Below are 20,246 nucleotides of genomic sequence, written 5' to 3' on the forward strand. Positions count from 1 at the left end.
TGTCGTTTTTGGCAATTGGATCGTCTTTCGGAGAGTGCGATGAAGCGCTTCAATCTTTCGGCCTGGGCCGTCAGCCATCCGACGCTGGTTCTCTTCCTGATGATCGTGCTCGGCGTTGCCGGCTTCTTCTCTTATGAGAAGCTCGGCCGCGCCGAGGATCCGTTCTTCACGGTGAAGGTGGTCAACGTCTCCGTGATGTGGCCGGGCGCGACCGCGCAGGAAATTCAGACTCAGGTCGCCGATCCCATCGAGAAGAAGATCCAGGAGCTGCCCTATTTCGAGAAGGTGCAGACCTATTCCAAGCCCGGCTTCACCGCGCTCCAGGTGACCTTCCGCGACAACACCCCGCCGAAGGACGTGCCTTATCTCTTCTATCTGTTGCGCAAGAAGCTGGTCGACGTGCAGGGCCAGCTGCCATCCGGCATCCTCGGACCTGTCGTCAACGACGAGTTCTCCGATGTCGATTCCATCCTCTATATGATGACCGGCGACGGCGCGGATTATGCTCAGCTCAAGAAGGTTTCCGAAGGCTTTCGCCAGCGCCTGTTGAAGGTGCCTGGTGTGACCAAGGTCGACGTCTACGGCAATCAGGACGAGCGCATCTTCGTCGAGTTCAGCCATGCCAAGCTCGCGACCCTCGGCATCACGCCGCAGGCGCTGTTCGATTCGCTCGCCAAGCAGAACAACGTGACGCCGGCCGGTACGGTCGAGACGTCGTCGCAGCGCGTTCCGCTGCGCGTCACCGGCGCGCTCGACGGCGCCAAGGCCGTCGCCGAAACACCGGTCGAGAGCAACGGCCGCGTGTTCCGTCTCGGCGATATCGCCACTGTCACCCATGGCTATGTCGATCCGCCGAGCTTCGTCGTGCGCCAGGAAGGCAAGCCCGCGATCGGCATCGGCATCGTCACCGCCAAGGGCGCCAACATCCTCGATCTCGGCAAGGAGGTCGAGAAAGCCACCGCCGAGTTCATGAAAGCGGTGCCGCAGGGTATCGACGTCAAGCTGATCGCCGACCAGCCCAAGGTGGTCGAGCATGCCGTCGGCGAGTTCGTGCACTCCTTCATGGAAGCGCTCGTCATCGTGCTGTTCGTCTCGTTCCTGGCGCTCGGTTGGCGCACCGGCATCGTGGTCGCGCTGTCGGTGCCCTTGGTGCTCGGCATTGTCTTCATCGTCATGAACACGATGTCGCTCGACCTGCACCGCATCACGCTCGGCGCGCTGATCATCGCGCTCGGCCTGCTCGTCGACGACGCCATCATCGCGGTCGAGATGATGGTGGTGAAGATGGAGCAGGGCTGGGATCGCATGCGCGCGGCGTCCTTTGCCTGGGAATCAACTGCGTTTCCGATGCTCACGGGAACGCTGGTCACGGCCGCTGGCTTCCTCCCCATCGGCTTTGCCAATTCCGCCGTCGGCGAATATGCCGGCAGCATCTTCTGGATCGTGGCGATCGCGCTGGTCGCCTCCTGGTTCGTCGCGGTGATCTTCACGCCTTATATCGGCGTCAAGCTGCTGCCCGACATGAAGGCCCACCACCACCACGATCCGCACGCGGTCTACGAGACCCGCATGTACCGGGGCCTGCGCGCGATCGTGCAATGGTGCGTCAATCACCGCATCACCGTGGTGGTCGCGACCGTCGGCATCTTCGTCGCCTCGATCGCCGGCTTCGGTCATGTCCAGCAGCAGTTCTTCCCGCTGTCGGAGCGGCCGGAGCTGTTCCTGCAGTTGCGCCTGCCGGAAGGCACCGCCTTCAATGTCACCGAGAAGGCGGTGAAGAAGGCGGAGACGCTGCTCAAGGACGACAAGGATATCGAGACCTACACCGCCTATGTCGGCCAGGGCTCGCCGCGCTTTTGGCTCGGCCTCAACCCGCAGCTGCCGAACGAGGCCTTTGCCGAGATCGTCATCGTCGCCAAGGGAGTCGAAGCGCGCGAGCGCGTGAAGGCCAAGATCGAGAACGCGGCAGCTGACGGTTTCCTCTCCGAAGCGCGCGTGCGCGTCGACCGCTTCAACTTCGGTCCGCCGGTCGGCTTCCCCGTCCAGTTCCGCGTGATCGGCCCCGACGCGAACAAGGTGCGCGAGATCGCCTACCAGGTCCGCGACGTCATGCGGCAGAACAAGAGCGTCAAGGACGTCCAGCTCGACTGGAACGAGCAGTCCCCCTATCTCAAGCTGGTCGTCGACCAGGATCGTGCCCGCGCGATGGGCCTGACCCCGCAGGACGTCTCGCAGGCGCTCGCGATGCTGATCTCGGGCGCGCAGGTCACCACCGTGCGCGACGGCATCGAGAAGGTCGGCGTGGTTGCCCGTGCGATTCCCTCCGAGCGCCTCGATCTCGGCGGTGTCGGTGATCTCACCATCACCTCGCGCAATGGCGTCGCCGTGCCGCTGCAGCAGATCGCCAGAATCGAGTATTCCCACGAGGAGCCGATCATGTGGCGGCGTAACCGCGACATGGCGATCACCGTACGCTCCGACGTCGTCGACGGAGTGCAGGCCCCTGATGTCACCAACCAGATCACGCCGAAGCTGAAGGCGATCAAGGATCATCTCGAGCCGGCCTACCGGATCGAGCCGGGCGGCGCGTTCGAGGAGTCCGCCAAGGGCAATGCCTCGATCTTCATCCTCTTCCCGGTGATGGTCATGGTGATGCTGACGCTGCTCATGATCCAGCTGCAGAGCTTCTCGCGCCTGATCCTGGTGTTCCTGACCGCGCCGCTCGGCATCGTCGGTGCCTCGCTCGGCCTCAATGTCGCCAATGCTCCGTTCGGCTTCGTGGCCCTGCTCGGCCTGATCGCGCTCGCCGGCATGATCATGCGCAACACGGTCATCCTGGTCGACCAGATAGAGACCGACGTCAGCCACGGCCTGACCCGCCGCGAGGCGATCGTGGAAGCGACCGTCCGCCGTGCCCGTCCGGTGGTGCTGACGGCGCTGGCCGCCATCCTCGCCATGATCCCGCTATCGCGCTCGGCCTTCTGGGGTCCGATGGCGATCACCATCATGGGCGGCCTGTTCGTCGCGACCTTCCTGACGCTGCTGTACCTGCCGGGTCTTTACGCCTTGTGGTTCAGGAAGAGCCTGGACGAGGCCGGCACCGCCGAGCAGCCTGCCGCGCCGCAGCATGGGAGCGATGACCGGCGCGCAATTCCGCTTGCTGAAGCGGCTGAATAAGTGAGATGAAGTACTGACGAACGAGTCCTGAGAGATGACACTGGTTGCGGAACATATCGAAGGCGACACCCGGGATCGTATTCTCGAGGTGGCTGAGCGGCTGTTCCGTCAGATCGGCTACCAGAAGACCACGGTCGGCGACATCGCCAAGGAGCTCAGGATGAGCCCCGCCAACGTGTATCGATTCTTCGAATCGAAGAAGGCGATCCATCAGGCGGTGGCGCGGGGCCTGATGGGCGAGGTCGAGCTCGAGGCGCAGCGGATCGTGGCGCGGCCCGGTCCGGTGATCCCGCGCTTTCGGGAGTTGCTCACGACCATTAACCGCATGAACACCGAGCGCTATGTCGGTGACAATAAGCTGCATGAGATGGTCGAGATCGCCATGCAGGAGGACTGGGACGTCTGCGTCACCCACATGGAATGTATCGCCGGATTGATCGGCCAGATGATCGCGCAAGGCGTGGCCTCCGGCGAGTTCGAGGCTCCCGACCTGCAACTGGCTGCGCTCTGTTCCTGCACCGCGATGATGCGCTTCTTCCACCCCCAGATGATCGCCCAGTGCGCCACCAAGCCGGGCCCGACCATCGACCAGATGATCGATTTCGTCATCGCGGGTCTGTCCCCGCGCCACTGACGGGCGGGGCGGGTTTCCTCTTATAACCACGTGGACCGGTCGCCGGTAGCGGCCCGGGACGGATCAACACACGCCGTCATTGCGAGCGTAGCGAAGCAATCCAGAATCTCTCCGCGGAGATAGGCTGGATTGCTTCGCTCCGCTCGCAATGACGGGAAGGAAACAGAACGTGACCGACAAAGACCTGTACTTCTACGAGCCTTCCAAGGGCCACGGCCTCAAGCACGATCCCTTCAACGCCATCATCGCGCCGCGGCCGATTGGCTGGATCTCCTCGCGCGATGCCAGCGGCCACGTCAATCTCGCGCCTTATAGCTTCTTTAACGCGTTCTGCTACGTGCCGCCGATCATCGGCTTCTCCTCCACCAACTGGAAGGACACCGTCGAGAACATGCAGCAGACCGGCGAGTTCGTCTGGAATCTCGCTACGATGGACCTGGCGAAGCACATGAATGCGACTGCGGCCCATGTCGCACCTGAGGTCGACGAGTTCGAGGTAGCGGGCCTGACCGCCGTCCCCGGCAAGCTCGTCAACGTGCCGCGCGTCGGCGAGAGCCCCGTCGCCTTCGAGTGCAAGGTCTCCGATATCGTCCGCCTCAAGGGTGCCAACGGCAAGGAGGCCGACGCCTGGCTGACGCTGGGGGAGGTCGTCGCCGTCCACATCGACAAGGCCATGATCAAGGACGGCGTCTACCAGACCGCGGCCGCCCGCCCCATCGTCCGCGCCGGCCGCCGCGGCGACTATTTCGAGATCAAGCCGGAAAACATGTTCGAGATGATCCGGCCTGATTAGCGGGTTGCACTCGTATCCCGGGATGAAGCGGAAGCGAAATCCGGGATTCTCACCTCGCGATAGATTTTCCCGGATTGCGCTTCGCTCATCCGGGTTACGACCCATTTTCCTCCCGGAACCGCTACCACGCCCCGGCCGTTATGGCCGTTAGGCGGCCGCCCGGCCGCGTCAATGTTGCAGGCGAGATGTTCGCCTCCGCTAGCCAGTTTCCGCTAAAGTGCCCGATACCCGCGCCGATGCATGAGGTCCGCCATGAGCTTCCGCCGCGACACCCTGACAAAACCGATCTTTTCCTGGGCGCGCGGCGTATTGCCGGTGATGTCCGACACCGAGCGCGAGGCGCTGGAGGCGGGCGACGTCTGGTGGGATGCCGATCTCTTCACCGGCAACCCTGATTGGTCGAAGCTGCTGAAGGTCCCGCAGGCGACGCTAACGGACGAGGAACGGGCCTTCCTCAATGGTCCCGTCGACGAGCTCTGCGCCATGCTCGACGAGTGGAAAATCTTCTGGGAGTGGCGCGACCTGCCGCAGGACGTCTGGCACTTCGTCAAGCGCGAGAAGTTCTTCGGCATGATCATTCCGAAGGAGTTCGGCGGGCTCGGCTTCTCGCCCTACGCGCATTCGGAAGTGGTGCGCAAGATCTCGACCCGCTCGATCGCGGCTGCGGTCACCGTGATGGTGCCGAATTCGCTCGGGCCCGGCGAGCTCCTGATGCGCTTCGGCACCAGGGAGCAGCAGCAGCGCTGGCTGCCACGCCTCGCCGATGGCCGCGACATTCCCTGCTTCGGCCTCACCAGCCCGGAAGCCGGCTCCGACGCCGCCTCCATGGTTGATACCGGCATCATCTGTAAGGGCGAATTCGAGGGGCGCGAGGTCGTCGGCCTCAGGTTGAACTGGCACAAGCGCTACATCACGCTCGGTCCCATCGCGACGCTGCTCGGCCTCGCCTTCAAGGCCTACGATCCCGATCGCCTCGTGGGCGATCAGGAAGAGCTCGGCATCACCGTGGCACTGATCCCGACCAATCTGCCTGGCGCCGAGATCGGCCAGCGCCATCTGCCGTCGATGCAGGTGTTTCAGAACGGCCCGAATTGGGGGCGCGACGTCTTCATCCCGCTCGACTATGTCATCGGCGGCAAGGAGCGGCTCGGGCAAGGCTGGAAGATGCTGATGACCGCGCTCGCCGCCGGCCGCGGCATCTCGCTGCCGTCGCTGTCGGCCGCCGGCGCCGCCTATGCCGCGCGCACCACCGGCGCCTATGCCCGCATCCGCGAGCAGTTTGGCATTTCCATCTCCAAGTTCGAGGGCGTCGAGGAGCCGCTCGCGCGCATCGTCGCCACCGCCTATCAGCTCGATGCAGCGCGGCGGCTCACGTGCGCGGCGCTCAACGCGGGCGTTCATCCCGCCGTCATCTCCGGCATCATGAAGCTGCACGCGACCGAGCGGATGCGCACCGCGATCGACGACGCCATGGACATCCATGGCGGCAAGGCCGTGATCGACGGTCCGCAAAACTATCTCGGCAATTTGCATCGCGCCGTGCCGGTCGGCATCACGGTGGAAGGCGCCAACATCCTGACCCGCAACCTCATCGTGTTCGGGCAGGGCGCGATCCGCGCGCATCCCTACCTGCTCGGCGAGATGAATGCACTGGCGGATACCGATCGCGAGCGCGGGCTTACCGCGTTCGACAAGGCGTTCTGGAAGCATGTTGGCCATAGTTTCCGGACGCTGTTCCGCGCCTTCGGCCGCAGCTGGACCTTTGGCGCATTCGCGCCGGCGCCCGACGCGGGCGATGCCACGCCATTCTATCGCCAGCTCTCGCGCTACTCCGCGGCCTTTGCGCTCTGCGCCGACCTGGCGCTGCTGACGCTCGGCGGCGCACTCAAGCGCAAGGAGATGCTGTCGGCCCGTTTCGGCGACATCCTGTCCGAACTCTATCTGCTCTCGGCCGCGCTTAAGCGCTGGCAGGATGAAGGCCGGCAGAAGGAGGATTTTGCCGCGCTGGAATGGTGCATGGCGGCCGGCTTCAAGACCATCGAGAACCGGCTTGCTGAAATCCTCGCCAATTTGCCCAACCGCTTTGTCGCGATCTTCCTCAAGCTCGTGGTCCAGCCGTTCGGTGCCCGCGTGCTCGGCCCTTCCGACCGTGTCGTGCACCAATGCGCGAGCCTGGTGCTGGAGCCGTCGGCGGCACGCGAGCGCCTCACGCCGGATCTGGCCCATGTCGATGACGACGGCGGCTTTGCCCGGCTGGAGCGCGCGTTCAAGCTGGTCGCGAGCACGGACGCCATCGCCAAGCGCCTGCGTGCCGCGCATATCCGCGACTGGAAGGAGGCGGTCACAAAAGGCGTGATCACGCAAGCCGAGGGCGAGCAACTCGCCGTCGCCCGCGAAGCCGTCACAAAAGTGATCGAAGTCGACGATTTTGCGCCGGATGCGCTGTCGCCGATTTACAAGAAAACCGTCAACGTGCATCAGTTCTTCCAGGAACTCGGTGAACAGAGGGCGGCGAGCTGATGGCACGACCGGTTTTCATCGTCGACGGCAGCCGGACGCCCTTCTTGAAGGCGCGTTCGGGGCCCGGTCCGTTCACGCCGGTCGATCTCGCCGTGCAGTGCGGCCGGCCGCTGCTGGCGCGCCAGCCGTTCGCCCCGACTGACTTCGACCAGGTCATGCTCGGCTGCGTCAACGTGATCGCGGACGAGATGAATCCGGCCCGCGTCGCCGCGCTCCGGCTCGGCATGGGCGAGGACATGGTCGCCTTTACCGTGCAGATCAATTGCGGCTCCGGCATGCAGTCGATCGACACCGCCTACCGCTACATCCGCGAAGGCCATGCCGACATGATCCTCGCCGGCGGCACCGAGGCGCTCAGCCACGCGCCGCTGGTTTGGCCAAACGCGGGCGTGCGCTGGTTTGCCGGCCTTGCCACCGCCAAGGGCGTTGCCGCGAAGATCGCCTCAGCGTTCAAGCTCCGTCCGCGCTACCTCAAGCCGATCATCGGCCTCGAGCGTGGGCTGACCGATCCCATCACCGACCTGAACATGGGTCAGACCGCCGAGATCGTCGGCCATATCTTCGGCATCACGCGCGCGCAGTCCGATGCCTATGCCGCCGAGAGCCATCGCCGGCTCGCGCATGCGCAAAGCGCGGGTTTTCTCAAGGGCGAGGTCGAGACTGCCTTCTCCCGCGACGGCAAGTTCTTCGACCACGATGACGGCGTGCGGCCGGACTCGACGGCCGAGTCTCTCGCAAAACTGAGGCCGGTGTTCGAACGCCCCTGGGGGCAGGTCACCGCCGGCAATTCCTCGCAGATCACCGACGGTGCCTCCTGGGTGATCCTTGCCTCCGACGCGGCGGTGGCCAAGCATAAGCTGACGCCCGAGGCCGTCATCGTCGACAGCCATTGGGCGGCGCTCGATCCCAGCATCATGGGGCTCGGGCCCGTGATGTCGGTGACGCCGCTGCTCCAGCGTAACGACCTGACAATCAAGGACGTCGAGACCTGGGAGCTGAACGAGGCATTCGCCACCCAGGTGCTCGGCTGTCTCGCCGCCTGGAACGACGACAAGTTCTGCCGCGAGATTCTCGGGCTCGACGGCGCGGCCGGTGAGATCGACCGCAATAGGCTTAATGTCGACGGCGGCGCCATCTCGCTCGGCCATCCTGTCGGCACCTCCGGCAATCGCATCGTGCTGCATCTCGTCAACGCGATGAAGCGGCTCGGCACGCGGCGCGGCGTTGCCACCGAATGCATCGGCGGCGGGCTCGGCGGCGCCATGCTGATCGAGGCGGTGTGACCATGGATTCCAAGATCATGACCGTGCTCGCCGACCGGGTGCTGGAGCTCGGGCCGCAGCCGGCGCCGGACAGTCCCTACAAGCACTTCAAGCTGACGCGCGATGTCGATGGCGTCGCCTGGCTGCTGTTCGACCGCGCTGACGCCAGCGCCAACACGCTCTCGTCGGACGTGATGGAAGAGTTCGACGCCGTGCTCGCGGCGATCGAGACCGAGCGTCCCGCTGGCCTCGTCATCCGCTCGGCAAAGCCGTCCGGCTTCATTGCCGGCGCCGATGTCAACGAATTCCGCGGCGCGACCGATCCCGACATGGCGGAGACGCGCATCCGTGCCGCGCATGCACTGGTCGATCATCTGGAAGCGCTAAGACTGCCGACGGTTGCGGTGATCCATGGCTTCTGCCTCGGCGGCGGCCTCGAAGTGGCGCTGGCCTGCCAGGCGCGCATTGCCATTGATGGCGCGCGCTTCGGCTTCCCGGAGGTGATGCTCGGCCTGCATCCCGGCCTCGGTGGCACGGCGCGGTTCACTGCGCTGGTCAATCCGACCCAGTCGATGGCGCTGATGCTGACGGGCCGCACCATCGATGCGCGTCGTGCCAAATCACTCGGCCTGGTCGACACCGTGACGCAGGAGCGGCACGTCCAGGGCGCGGTGAGGGATGCGCTGTTCGGCCGTATGAAGCGGGCCAGGCCCGGTTTGTTCACGCGCGCCGCCAATCTCGGCCCGGTGCGTGGCCTGCTGGCCAAGCGCATGCGCGCGGAGGCGGCAAAGGCTGCAGCGCGCGAGCATTATCCCGCGCCTTACGCGCTGATCGATCTCTGGGAGACCCATGGCGGCAGCAACGCCGCGATGCTGAAGGCCGAGCAGGCGTCGTTCGCGAAGCTGATGGTGACGCCGACTGCGCAAAACTTGATCCGCGTGTTCGTCCTGCGTGAGCAGATGAAGAAGGCCGCAGGCAGCGGCAACGCGATCAAGCATGTCCACGTCATCGGCGCCGGCGCCATGGGCGGCGACATCGCGGCCTGGTGTGCGGGGCAGGGGCTGCGCGTCTCGCTCGCCGACATGAAGGCGGACCCAATCGCAGCCGCGGTCAAGCGCGCCGCGGAGCTCTACGGCAAGATCATCCGCAAGCCCACGGAGGTGCGCGACGCGCTCGATCGCCTTATCCCCGACATGGACGGGGAGGGCGTCCGCAACGCCGATCTCATCATCGAGGCGGTGCCGGAGAAGCTGGAGTTGAAGCAGAAGGTCTATGCCGGCCTCGAGCCACGGATGAAGCCCGGTGCGATCCTCGCGACCAACACGTCGAGCATTCCGCTTCAGGATCTGCGCACCACGCTGGCGCGGCCGGAGCGGCTGGTCGGCCTGCATTTCTTCAATCCGGTGTCGCGGCTGCAGCTGGTCGAGGTCGTCAGCCATGACGTCAACGCCCCAGAGGTGCTGAAGGAGGTGCTCGCCTTCGTCGGCGCGATCGACCGTCTGCCTCTGCCTGTGAAGAGCTCACCCGGCTTCCTCGTTAACCGCGCGCTGACGCCGTACATGCTGGAAGCGATGGTGATGCTGGACGAGAAGATCGACCAGCGACTGATTGACGCCGCGGCCGAGCAGTTCGGCATGCCGATGGGACCGATCGAGCTCGCCGATCAGGTCGGGCTCGACATCTGCCTCGACGTCGGCGACATGCTGCGCACCAAGTTCGGCGATCTCCTGCCGCCGACGCCGGCCTGGCTGCGTGAGAAGGTCGCCAAGGGCGAGCTCGGCCGCAAGACCGGCAAAGGTTTCTACACCTGGAAAGACGGCAAGGCGCAGAAGGCGCCTCTGCCTGAGACCGGGCCGCGTGTCACCGACCAGATGATCGACCGCCTGGTGCTGCCGATGTCCAATGTCTGCGTCGCGTGCTTGCGCGAATGCATCGTCGACGATGCCGATGCGGTCGACGGCGCCATGATCTTCGGGACCGGCTATGCACCGTTCCGTGGCGGTCCGCTGAACTATGCGCGCACGCGCGGCGCGGAAAACATTGTATCCACGCTGCGTGCGCTGGCGGAGCGATTCGGCGAGCGCTTCGCGCCCGATCCGGGCTGGGACAATTTCAAGTGAGCAATCTCAAGTGAGAGAGGCATGAACGAACAAGCCACGACCGGGCCGAGCGGTGATCTCTGCATCCGCACGCTGGCGATGCCCGCCGACACCAATGCCAACGGCGACATCTTCGGCGGCTGGCTGCTGAGCCAAATGGATGTCGGCGGCGGTGTGTTCGCCTCGAAGGTCGCGCGGTCGCGCACGGTGACGGTCGCGATCGAGGCGATGAATTTTCGCAAAGCTGTCTATGTCGGCGATCTCGTCTCGGTCTACGCCAATCTCGTGCGCGTCGGGCGCACCTCGCTGACCGTGCATCTTGAAGCCTGGGCATTGCGGCGCAAGGAGCTGCATCCGTTCCTCGTCACCGACGGCAATTTCACCTACGTCTCGATCGACGACCACGGCCGTCCACAGCCGATCCAGCGAAACGATCCGCCGATCGCGACGTAGTCGCGCGCGACGCTCTGCCTCATCGTGCGAAGCCTTTGCAGCGCCGCAAAACACGGCGCGAGTAGGTCGTCTTAGTCGCGGCTTCGCCAAGAACCAGTCATAAAACGGATGAGGTCCCGGCGTACTCATTGCGTGTCGATTCGGGGTGGAAACGGCCTCAAATGCCTGGGAACCTTTGGGCAGGAGCACCGTTATTTGCCCGCACTGAGGAATCCACAGACCATGCCGGACAGCTACATCATCGAAGTCGATTCGCAGACCGCGGGTATTGTCGTTCGTTCGTCGGGAGGCTACTGCTTTTTCGCATCATCCGACCGCTTCAACCGTCTCGAAGGCCAGCTCTTCCGCAACGCGCGCGAAGCAGAACGCGCCGCACGCAAGTTAGTTAACGGTGACGTGCAGGAAGCGGCGTAAGCGCCTGTCGCTGGTGATTTTGACGCGTGAAGCGTGGTCGGAATTTTTTGCCGCCCCTTCCTTCTCCCTGTGGGAGAAGGTGGCGCGAAGCGCCGGATGAGGGGTATCTTTCGGCGCATTCAAAAGTCAGAGAGGTGCTGAGGCAACCCCTCACCCGGCTTCGCTTTGCGAAGCCACCCTCTCCCACAAGCTAGCCCACAAGGGGAGAGGGTAGGCAGTCGCATCACAGCTTCGTCGCTGCTCGCGACAAGAGCTTCCACTCGTCGCCCTGCTTCTGCCAGTTCATCAGGATGTGAAGATTGGTCGATACTTTTTTCCCATCGGCCGCCATCTCCTGCTCGCCCAGCCAGTGGAAGCGCACGATCGCTGCGGGGCCGACGACCTTGATGGTCGGGTCCTTGTATTCGATCGACAGGAATTTCGATTTGCCGTCCGTGGCGTTGGCGATGAAGGTCGCCTTGTCCTCGACCTTGCCGCTGGAATGGCTGTAGCTCAGATCGTCCCAGCACAGTGCGCCGAGCGCCTTCGGGTCGGCCGCGATCTGGGCGAGGCGGAAGGCTTCGACCTTTTTCGCCACGGCCTCTTCGTCGGCCGAGGCTGCCAGCACCGGTGTCGTGAGCGCGAGCGCCGAGACGGCGAGAGTCGAGAGAGCCAGATCGCGTCGGTTGATCGTCATCGTTTCCTCCTTTTTGATCTTGGCCAGAGTGTTGCAGCCGCGCGCGGCTTTGTCGAGTGTCGCGTGGCGGTCATGTGGATGCGTCATTGCGCGATCGAGGTCATATTGATACGTCTTCCGCATCGATGCGTCGCGCATTTGGGAAAGTACGGAAATGATCGAGGCTAACTACGATGCGCCGGGCAGGGCGTTGTTGTTCGACATCGACGGCACGCTCGCCGACACCGATCCGTTGCACTTGAAGGCTTTCAACCAGGTGCTCGGCCCTCATGGCCATGTCTTCGATCACGCACGTTTCTCGAGAGAGCTGCAAGGCTTCGCCAATGTCGCAATCGGTGACCGCTTTCTACCCCACGAGGCGCCGGAGCGTCGCGCCGCAATCCTCGACGAGAAGGAAGAGGTCTTCCGCACTTTGGTGGTCGGACAGATCGCACCGCTGCCGGGCCTGATGGCGCTGCTCGACCGAGCCGATAGCGCCGGTATCCCCATGGTGGCCGTGACCAATGCGCCGCGTCTCAATGCCGAGCTGCTGCTCTCCGGCCTCGGCATCACGCATCGCTTCAAGGCGCTCGTGATCGGCGCCGAGCTGCCGCACGGCAAGCCGCATCCGCTGCCGTATCAGGAAGGGCTGCGTTTTGTCGGCGCGCGGCCGGAAACCTCGATTGCATTCGAGGACTCCCGCACCGGCGTGAAATCCGCGACGGCGGCCGGAATTCCGACCATCGGCATCCGGACCAGCCTCAGCCATGCTGACCTGGTTGCATCAGGCGCGATCACGTCCGCCAGCGCCTTCGACGATCCGGCGCTGCTCGCGCGTCTTGCGAGGGTGATGGCGTGGTGAGGCCCCTTCATCCGTTAACCCTGATCGGCGCGCGCATTGACCGGAAGCGCGAACCGCCGCACCATGCATCATTCTGATGTGAGGCCGTTGCCGTGACCGGACTGACCCATCGCCAAGCCGAAATCCTCAACATCGCGCGCGCCTCCGGCCGCGTCATTGTCGAGGAGCTCGCCCGCCGGTTCGAAGTCTCTGCGCAGACCATCCGCAAGGACCTCAACGATCTCTGCGAGCGGAGATCGCTGACCCGCATCCATGGCGGTGCCATCATCGCGTCGGGGGTCGAAAACCTTGCCTATGAGGCGCGCCGCTTCGTCGCCGCCGACGAGAAGAAGGCGATTGGCGCTGCGGCGGCCTCGCTGATCCCGAACGGCTGCTCGCTCTTCATCAACATCGGCACCACGACCGAGGAGGTCGCGAGCGCGCTGACCTCGCACGAGGACCTGCTCGTCATCACCAATAATCTCAACGTCGCCATGCTGCTCTACCGCCATCCCCGCATAGAGGTGGTGGTCGCCGGCGGCACGGTGCGGCGCGCCGACGGCGCGGTGGTTGGCTCGACCGCGACGCAACTGATAGGCCAGTTCAAGGTCGACTATGCCATCATCGGGGCGTCCGCGATCGATGAAGAGGGTGCTTTGCTCGACTTCGACTATCGCGAGGTGCAAGTGGCGCAGGCGATCATCGCCAATGCCCGCAGCGTCATGCTGGTCGCCGATTCCACAAAGCTCCGCCGCAGCGCGCCTGTGCGTATCGCCCACATCACCCAGATCCAGACCTTCGTCACCGACCAGACGCTGCCCGAGCGCCTCGCCACCATCTGCCACAGCAAGGGCATCGAGGTGGTTGAGGCGATGCCGAAGGGGCCGGATATCGACGATGCGCAGGCCGAAGGGCAGGACGCCGCGCCTGAGGCCGCGCCAGTGGTGCGGCTGCGATAAGGGCTTATACGTCGTCCCACGGATTGAGCAGCGCGACGCCGAGCGCCGCAAAATCCTTCACGTTGCGCGTGACGAGCGTGAGGTTGTTGACGAGCGCGGTCGCTGCAAAGAAGCCGTCCATGACGGAAATTGCTGCGCCGCTTCTGCGGCTCTGTGCCATCAGGTCGCCCCAGCGCCCGGCCACCGCGTGGTCGATCGGCAGGACGCGTTCGGCAAACCGCGCCGGGAGATCGTGGGCAAGCCAGGCGGCCAGTGCGGTGCGCCGGCGCCCATCCTCCAGCAATGCGATACGGCGGCGAAGCTCGGCGATTGATGCAACGCTGATGAACGCACGGTCCTCGTCGATCGTATCCAGCCAGGCCAGGACTTTCGGCGAAGGCGCGGGCCGCTGAACTTCTGCCAGCACATTGGTGTCGAGCAGAAGATTCACGGCATTTCGTCGCGCGGCGCGTCGTACGACCGGTCGAGTTCAAGGTCGGCGCCACGCAGCGGCGAGGCGAGCAGGAATTCGGCCAGCGTGCCTTTGCGCGCGGTCTTGCGCGCCCATTCCTCGGCAGAAACGATTACGGCATTCGGCTTGCCATGACGGGTGATGACCTGCGGGCCGGTTTGGGCACGATCGATCACCTCGGATAATCGAGCCTTGGCGTTGGCAAGCGTCCAAGTGTCATCAGTCGGAAGCGTGTCGTGGTCGGTCATACGAAAAAGAACTAATGTGACTATTATGACTATGCCCTGCCACAGGTGGCTGTTCAAGATATCGCTGCATCACGAATTGGCTGCCCACCTGCATATTTGGGCGGCCAGCTGCCCATCAAAAGTTCCGCTTTCACTTCCTTTCGCCTCTCTTTCATCTTGCTTTCGTTTTACGGTGTGATCTAATCAAAACCGAAAGTAGCCGCTCGACGAACGGGCGGTCGCCGGGGGATGCGTTTGTTGGAGCGTATTTTCGATCTCGCCATCATCGGAGGCGGTGTTAACGGTTGCGGCATCGCGCGTGACGCGGTGGGCCGCGGCAACACGGTTTTCCTGTGCGAAATGAACGATTTGGCGAGCGGGACGTCGTCCTGGTCGACCAAGCTGGTGCATGGCGGCCTGCGCTACCTCGAATATTACGAGTTTCGACTGGTGCGCGAGGCGCTGATCGAGCGCGAGATCCTCTGGGGCATCGCGCCCCACATCATCCGTCCCCTGCGTTTCGTTCTGCCGCATCATGCAGGGCTCCGCCCCGCCTGGCTGCTGCGCCTCGGCCTCTTCCTTTATGATCACATCGGTGGCCGCCATCTGCTGCCCGCCACGCGCTCGGTCGATCTCAAGCGCGATGAGGTCGGCAAGCCGCTGATCCCGAACCGCTACAGCCGCGCCTTCGAATATTCGGACTGCTTCGTCGATGACGCCCGCCTCGTCGTGCTCAACGCGCGCGATGCCGCCGACAAGGGTGCCGAGATCCGCACCCGCACCCGCGCCACCGAGATTCGCCAGACCGACGGCCTCTGGACCGTCAACATGGTCAACACGCAGACCGGCGAGCGCTCGCAGGTCCGGGCGCGCGCGCTGGTCAATGCCGGTGGTCCCTGGGTCGAGGACGTGCTCGGCCGCGGCGCCGGCATCAATGCCAAGGCAAAAGTCCGCCTGGTGCAGGGCTCGCACATCGTCGTGAAAAAGCTCTACGACCACGACCGCGCCTACATGTTCCAGAACGCCGACGGCCGCATCATCTTCGTGATCCCGTACCAGGACGATTTCACGCTGATCGGCACCACCGATCGCGACTATGACGGCGATCCCGCCAAGGTGAAGGCGACGGCTGAGGAGATCGAGTATCTCTGCAAGGCGGCGAGCGAATATCTGGCCAAGCCCGTGACGCCCGAGGATGTGGTCTGGACCTATTCCGGCGTGCGTCCCCTCTATGACGACGGCGCCAGCGAGGCCAAGGCCGCAACCCGCGACTACGTGTTCGAGCTCGATACGCCCGGCGGGGTGCCGCTGCTGTCGATCTATGGCGGCAAGATCACGACCTATCGCCGCCTCGCCGAGGAAGCGCTGGAGCGGCTCGCACCCTATCTTCGTAGCGCCAAGGCGCGCGAAGGGTGGACCGGCAAATGGCCGCTACCCGGCGGGGACCTGGACGTCTCCGCCGTCGATGGCCTGATTGCAGAATTACAGCGCGGCTATCCCTTCGTCAGCCACGAGCATGCCCGGCGCCTTGCGCGCGCCTATGGCACCCGTGCCATCAAGCTGCTCGGCGATGCGAAATCCGCCGCGGATCTCGGCCAGGCCTTTGGCGCCACGCTGACCGAGCGCGAAGTCCGTTATCTCATCGCTAATGAATGGGCCGTCACCGCCGAGGACGTCGTCTGGCGCCGTTCCAAGCTCGGCCTGCGACTATCTGCCGACGAGATTGCGGCGCTCGACGACTGGATCAGGAGCCATGCCGTGCCGCAAAGTCCCCTGCTGGAAGCGGGAGGACGCTCATGACCGTGACACTCGAAAACGTGACCCGGACCGTCGATGGCGTTCCGCATATCCGCGATGTCTCGCTGACGCTGGAGAGCGGCACGCTCAACGTGCTGCTCGGGCCGACGCTGTCGGGCAAGACCTCGATCATGCGATTGCTCGCAGGCCTCGACAAGCCGACATCAGGCAAGGTGCTGGTCAATGGCAAGGACGTCACCGGCGCCGACGTGCGCCAGCGCTCGGTCGCGATGGTCTATCAGCAGTTCATCAATTACCCCTCCCTGACGGTCTACGAGAACATCGCTTCGCCCCTGCGCGTGCAGGGCAAGCCGCGCGATGAGATCGAGGCGCGCGTTGCGGAGGCGGCAAAGCTGCTGCGGCTCGAGCCGTTCCTGAAGCGCACGCCGCTCCAGCTCTCCGGCGGCCAGCAGCAGCGCACCGCGATTGCCCGCGCGCTGGTCAAGAGCGCCGATCTCGTGCTGCTCGACGAGCCGCTCGCCAATCTCGACTACAAGCTGCGCGAGGAGCTGCGCGCCGAGCTGCCGCGCATTTTCGAGGCTTCCGGCGCGATCTTCGTTTATGCCACGACCGAGCCGACCGAGGCGCTGCTGCTCGGCGGCAACACCGTGTGCATGTGGGAGGGCCAGGCGCTGCAGATGGGCGAGACCTCTAACGTTTACCGCCGCCCGCAGACGCTGCGCGTTGCGCAGGTCTTCTCCGATCCGCCGCTCAATCTCGTCGGCCTCGAGAAGGGGAATGGCATGGTCCAATATGCCGGCGGGAGTGCAGCGCCCGCATCCGGGCTTTATGCGGGTCTGCCTGACGGCTTCTATCGCGTCGGCTTTCGTGCCCATCAGCTCGGGCTTGCCAGTGGCCAGGTCGATCGCCATGCCTTCCATGCCACAGTGACGGTGACCGAGATCACCGGTTCGGAGAGTTTCGTGCATCTGAGCCGCGACGGATCGAACTGGGTGGCGGTGCTGCACGGCGTGCACGAATTCGAGCCGGGCCAGACCATCGACGCCGTGCTCGATCCCAATGATGTTTTTGTGTTCGATGTGGCTGATCGCCTCGTCGCAGCACCGAGCTCCTGAGGAGATGCGTCATGGCCCGCATTGACCTCGTCGATCTCGCCCACTCCTACGGCGGCAACGGTGCCGCGCCGGAGAGTTTTGCGCTCAAGCCTGTCACCATGACCTGGCGGCAGGGCGGCGCCTATGCGCTGCTCGGCCCAAGCGGCTGCGGCAAGACCACGCTGCTCAACGTCATCTCCGGCATCATCACGCCGTCGCGCGGAAAAATCCTGTTCGACGGCAAGGACATCACACTGCTGTCAACCCAGAAGCGGAACATCGCCCAAGTGTTCCAGTTTCCGGTGATTTACGACACTATGACGGTCGGGCAGAACCTGGCGTTCCCGCTGAAGAACCGCGGCGTGCCGAAGGCCGAGATCGACAGGCGCGTCGCCGAGATCGGCCGCCTGCTCGACCTCGAACCCTATCTGAACCGCAAGGCGACTCGGCTCACGGCGGATGCCAAGCAGAAGATCTCGCTCGGCCGCGGCCTCGTCCGTTCCGATGTCGCCGCTGTGCTGTTCGACGAGCCGCTGACGGTGATCGATCCCGAACTGAAGTGGCAGCTTCGCTCCAAGCTGAAGGCGCTGCATCGCGAGCTCGACCTCACGATGATCTACGTCACCCACGACCAGACCGAGGCGCTGACCTTCGCCGACACTGTGGTCGTCATGCATGACGGCCGCGTGGTGCAGAGCGGCACGCCGGCCGAGCTGTTCGACAAGCCGGCGCATACCTTCGTCGGCTATTTCATCGGCTCGCCCGGCATGAACATCCTGCCCGCGGAGGTGCGGGGGCGCGAGGCGCTGATCGGCGGCCACGTCATCGCGCTCAACCGTGCCTACGACAATCTGCCTGCAGGCGCCAAGATCGAGATCGGCGTCCGTCCCGAGTTCGTCGAGGTCGTCGCGCCCGCGCCCGGCCTGCTCACCGCGAAGATCGAGCGCATCGACGATCTCGGCCGCATCCGTTTCGCGCGTGCGCGCCTCGGGGACGCAAAGCTCGCGGCGCGCGCCCCTGGCGGCTTCACCAGTCCGGACGGCACCGCCGGGCTGAAATTCGATCCGTCGCACGTGCACGTCTATGCCGACAGCCTTCTGGTGGAGGGAGCCGCCTGATGGACAAGACCGTCAACCAAAAAGCCTGGTTCCTGGTGCTGCCGGTGTTCCTGGTCGTCGCCTTCTCGGCGGTGCTGCCGCTGATGACGGTGGTGAACTATTCGATGCAGGATACGTTCGGCAACAACCAGTTCTTCTGGAACGGCGTCGGCTGGTTCAAGGAGCTGCTCGATCCCTCGACCGATCTCGGCGGCCGCTTTCTCGCCTCGCTCGGCCGCAATCTGTTCTTCTCGCTGGTGATCCTCGCGATCGAGGTGCCGCTCGGCATCGTCGTCGCGTTGTCGATGCCGCGCGAGGGCTGGACCGTCGCGGCCTGCCTCGTGATTCTCGCGCTGCCGCTCTTGATTCCGTGGAACGTGGTCGGCACGATCTGGCAGATCTTTGGCCGTCCGGACATCGGCCTGCTCGGCTATGTGCTCAACGCCGCCGGCTTCGACTACAACTACGTCTCCAACGACATCGATGCCTGGGTCACCGTCATCGTGATGGACGTCTGGCACTGGACCAGCCTCGTCGCGCTGCTCTGCTATGCCGGACTGAAGTCGATTCCCGAAGCCTATTACCAGGCCGCGCAGATCGACGGCGCCTCGCGCTGGGCCGTGTTCAAGGCGATCCAGCTGCCGAAGATGAACCGCGTGCTGCTGATCGCCGTGCTGCTGCGCTTCATGGACAGCTTCATGATCTACACCGAGCCCTTCGTCGTCACCGGCGGCGGGCCCGGCAATTCCACGACCTTCGTGTCGATCGAGCTCGTCAAGATCGCGCTCGGCCAGTTCGACCTCGGCAAGGCCGCGGCGCTGTCGCTGGTCTACAACCTGATCATCCTGATCGTCTGCTGGATATTCTACACCGTCATGACCAATGCCGGCGTCGAACGGAAAGTCCAGGCTTCGAGCGAGCCGGCGGTGGAGCCCAAGCCGTCGGCCGCGCTCAAGCCCGTGCCCGCGCTCAAGCCAAAGGAAGGAGTGGCCTGATGCATTCGATCCCCGGCCGCCGCCTCGTCATGGGGCTGTTCCTGGTCTTCCTGCTGCTGCCGATCTATTGGCTGGTCAACATGAGCTTCAAGACCAACAGCGAGATCGTCTCGACGATGACGCTGTGGCCGCACACCCCGACGCTGCAGCACTACAAGCGCATCTTCACCGACGAGAGCTGGTATTCCGGCTACATCAACTCGCTGGAATACGTCGTCCTCAACACCATCATCTCGATCGCGGTCGCCTTGCCCGCGGCCTACGCGTTTTCGCGCTACCGCTTCCTTGGCGACAAGCACCTGTTCTTCTGGCTCTTGTCGAACCGCATGGCGCCGGCCGCGGTCTATGCGCTGCCGTTCTTCAATCTCTATTCGGCGATCGGCCTGTTCGACACGCCCTGGGCCGTCGCGCTCGCGCACTGCATCTTCAACGTACCGCTGGCAGTCTGGATTCTCGAAGGCTTCGTCTCCGGCGTGCCGCGCGAGATCGACGAGACCGCCTTCCTCGACGGCTATTCCTTCCCGCGCTTTTTCATCAAGATCCTGGTCCCGCTGATCGCGAGCGGCATCGGCGTCGCCGCCTTCTTCTGCTTCATGTTCTCCTGGGTCGAGCTTCTGCTGGCGCGCACCCTGACCTCGGTGCAGGCCAAGCCCATCGCCGCGATCATGACGCGCACGGTGTCGGCTGCCGGCATGGACTGGGGCCTGCTCGCGGCCGCCGGCGTGCTCACCATCATCCCGGGCGCGTTGGTGATCTGGTTCGTCCGCAACTACATCGCGCGCGGTTTCGCGCTCGGCCGCGTATAAGGGGAGGCGAC

At 64.4% G+C, this 20,246-nt stretch carries 18 protein-coding genes; 15 read left to right on the forward strand and 3 right to left on the reverse strand.

The window, feature by feature from the left end:
* The first annotated feature begins 39 nt into the window (after positions 1-39).
* The 8 genes from P6U29_RS09470 (at position 40) to P6U29_RS09505 (ending at position 11,352) form a co-directional block, all read left to right on the forward strand.
* Positions 40-3,177: an efflux RND transporter permease subunit gene (locus P6U29_RS09470; protein ID WP_407117346.1), complete on the forward strand. Its 3,138-nt coding sequence runs from the start codon at positions 40-42 to the stop codon at positions 3,175-3,177.
* A 34-nt stretch (positions 3,178-3,211) separates the two neighbouring features.
* Positions 3,212-3,811, forward strand: coding sequence for a TetR/AcrR family transcriptional regulator (locus P6U29_RS09475; protein ID WP_407117347.1), 600 nt, complete (start codon positions 3,212-3,214; stop codon positions 3,809-3,811).
* A gap of 169 nt (positions 3,812-3,980) precedes the next feature.
* Positions 3,981-4,604: a flavin reductase family protein gene (locus tag P6U29_RS09480; protein WP_407117348.1), complete on the forward strand. Its 624-nt coding sequence runs from the start codon at positions 3,981-3,983 to the stop codon at positions 4,602-4,604.
* A 252-nt stretch (positions 4,605-4,856) separates the two neighbouring features.
* Positions 4,857-7,124 carry an acyl-CoA dehydrogenase gene (locus P6U29_RS09485; protein ID WP_407117349.1) on the forward strand — a complete coding sequence of 756 codons (2,268 nt, stop codon included), beginning with the start codon at positions 4,857-4,859 and terminating at the stop codon, positions 7,122-7,124.
* On the forward strand, positions 7,124-8,407 hold the full coding sequence (locus P6U29_RS09490; RefSeq protein WP_407117350.1) for an acetyl-CoA C-acetyltransferase: 1,284 nt from the start codon (positions 7,124-7,126) through the stop codon (positions 8,405-8,407). Before P6U29_RS09485 ends, P6U29_RS09490 begins: the two co-directional genes overlap by 1 nt.
* A 2-nt stretch (positions 8,408-8,409) precedes the next feature.
* Entirely contained in the window at positions 8,410-10,506 is a 2,097-nt protein-coding gene (locus tag P6U29_RS09495) for a 3-hydroxyacyl-CoA dehydrogenase NAD-binding domain-containing protein (protein WP_407117351.1), read from the forward strand.
* A gap of 21 nt (positions 10,507-10,527) precedes the next feature.
* The gene (locus tag P6U29_RS09500; RefSeq protein WP_407117352.1) at positions 10,528-10,938 is read left to right on the forward strand and encodes an acyl-CoA thioesterase; all 411 of its coding nucleotides are present in this window, start codon (positions 10,528-10,530) and stop codon (positions 10,936-10,938) included.
* Positions 10,939-11,160: 222 nt separating this feature from the next.
* Positions 11,161-11,352 (forward strand): hypothetical protein, encoded by a 192-nt coding sequence (locus P6U29_RS09505; protein ID WP_407117353.1) that lies wholly within the window; start codon positions 11,161-11,163, stop codon positions 11,350-11,352.
* A gap of 223 nt (positions 11,353-11,575) precedes the next feature.
* On the opposite strand, the gene P6U29_RS09510 is transcribed toward P6U29_RS09505, so the two are convergent.
* Complete coding sequence (locus P6U29_RS09510; protein WP_407117354.1) at positions 11,576-12,028, reverse strand: nuclear transport factor 2 family protein; 453 nt, start codon at positions 12,026-12,028, stop codon at positions 11,576-11,578.
* A gap of 154 nt (positions 12,029-12,182) precedes the next feature.
* Between P6U29_RS09510 and P6U29_RS09515 the strand changes: the two genes are divergently transcribed.
* Together P6U29_RS09515 and P6U29_RS09520 are read left to right on the forward strand one after the other, a co-directional pair.
* Positions 12,183-12,869: an HAD family hydrolase gene (locus tag P6U29_RS09515; RefSeq protein ID WP_407117355.1), complete on the forward strand. Its 687-nt coding sequence runs from the start codon at positions 12,183-12,185 to the stop codon at positions 12,867-12,869.
* A 92-nt stretch (positions 12,870-12,961) separates the two neighbouring features.
* The gene (locus tag P6U29_RS09520; RefSeq protein WP_407117356.1) at positions 12,962-13,807 is read left to right on the forward strand and encodes a DeoR/GlpR family DNA-binding transcription regulator; all 846 of its coding nucleotides are present in this window, start codon (positions 12,962-12,964) and stop codon (positions 13,805-13,807) included.
* Between the two features lie 4 nt (positions 13,808-13,811).
* Here the strand turns inward: P6U29_RS09520 and P6U29_RS09525 are convergent, their stop codons facing one another.
* Together P6U29_RS09525 and P6U29_RS09530 are read right to left on the reverse strand one after the other, a co-directional pair.
* Positions 13,812-14,237 carry a type II toxin-antitoxin system VapC family toxin gene (locus P6U29_RS09525; protein WP_407117357.1) on the reverse strand — a complete coding sequence of 142 codons (426 nt, stop codon included), beginning with the start codon at positions 14,235-14,237 and terminating at the stop codon, positions 13,812-13,814.
* Positions 14,234-14,506 carry a type II toxin-antitoxin system Phd/YefM family antitoxin gene (locus P6U29_RS09530; protein WP_407117358.1) on the reverse strand — a complete coding sequence of 91 codons (273 nt, stop codon included), beginning with the start codon at positions 14,504-14,506 and terminating at the stop codon, positions 14,234-14,236. The genes P6U29_RS09525 and P6U29_RS09530 overlap by 4 nt, the downstream gene beginning before the upstream one ends.
* 228 nt (positions 14,507-14,734) lie before the next feature.
* On the opposite strand from P6U29_RS09530, the gene glpD reads away from it, so the two are divergent.
* From glpD to P6U29_RS09555, 5 genes are read left to right on the forward strand one after another with little or no spacing between them, the layout of a single operon-like run.
* Complete coding sequence (gene glpD / locus P6U29_RS09535; RefSeq protein WP_407117359.1) at positions 14,735-16,285, forward strand: glycerol-3-phosphate dehydrogenase; 1,551 nt, start codon at positions 14,735-14,737, stop codon at positions 16,283-16,285.
* Positions 16,282-17,358 carry an ABC transporter ATP-binding protein gene (locus P6U29_RS09540; protein ID WP_407117360.1) on the forward strand — a complete coding sequence of 359 codons (1,077 nt, stop codon included), beginning with the start codon at positions 16,282-16,284 and terminating at the stop codon, positions 17,356-17,358. The genes glpD and P6U29_RS09540 overlap by 4 nt, the downstream gene beginning before the upstream one ends.
* Positions 17,359-17,369: 11 nt before the next feature.
* Complete coding sequence (locus tag P6U29_RS09545; protein WP_407117361.1) at positions 17,370-18,455, forward strand: ABC transporter ATP-binding protein; 1,086 nt, start codon at positions 17,370-17,372, stop codon at positions 18,453-18,455.
* Positions 18,455-19,429 carry a carbohydrate ABC transporter permease gene (locus P6U29_RS09550; protein ID WP_407117362.1) on the forward strand — a complete coding sequence of 325 codons (975 nt, stop codon included), beginning with the start codon at positions 18,455-18,457 and terminating at the stop codon, positions 19,427-19,429. The genes P6U29_RS09545 and P6U29_RS09550 overlap by 1 nt, the downstream gene beginning before the upstream one ends.
* On the forward strand, positions 19,429-20,235 hold the full coding sequence (locus P6U29_RS09555; RefSeq protein ID WP_407117363.1) for a carbohydrate ABC transporter permease: 807 nt from the start codon (positions 19,429-19,431) through the stop codon (positions 20,233-20,235). The genes P6U29_RS09550 and P6U29_RS09555 overlap by 1 nt, the downstream gene beginning before the upstream one ends.
* Positions 20,236-20,246: the final 11 nt, after the last annotated feature.

The sequence above is a fragment of the Bradyrhizobium sp. LMG 9283 genome (assembly GCF_045571415.1).
Classification (GTDB): Bacteria; Pseudomonadota; Alphaproteobacteria; order Rhizobiales; family Xanthobacteraceae; genus Bradyrhizobium.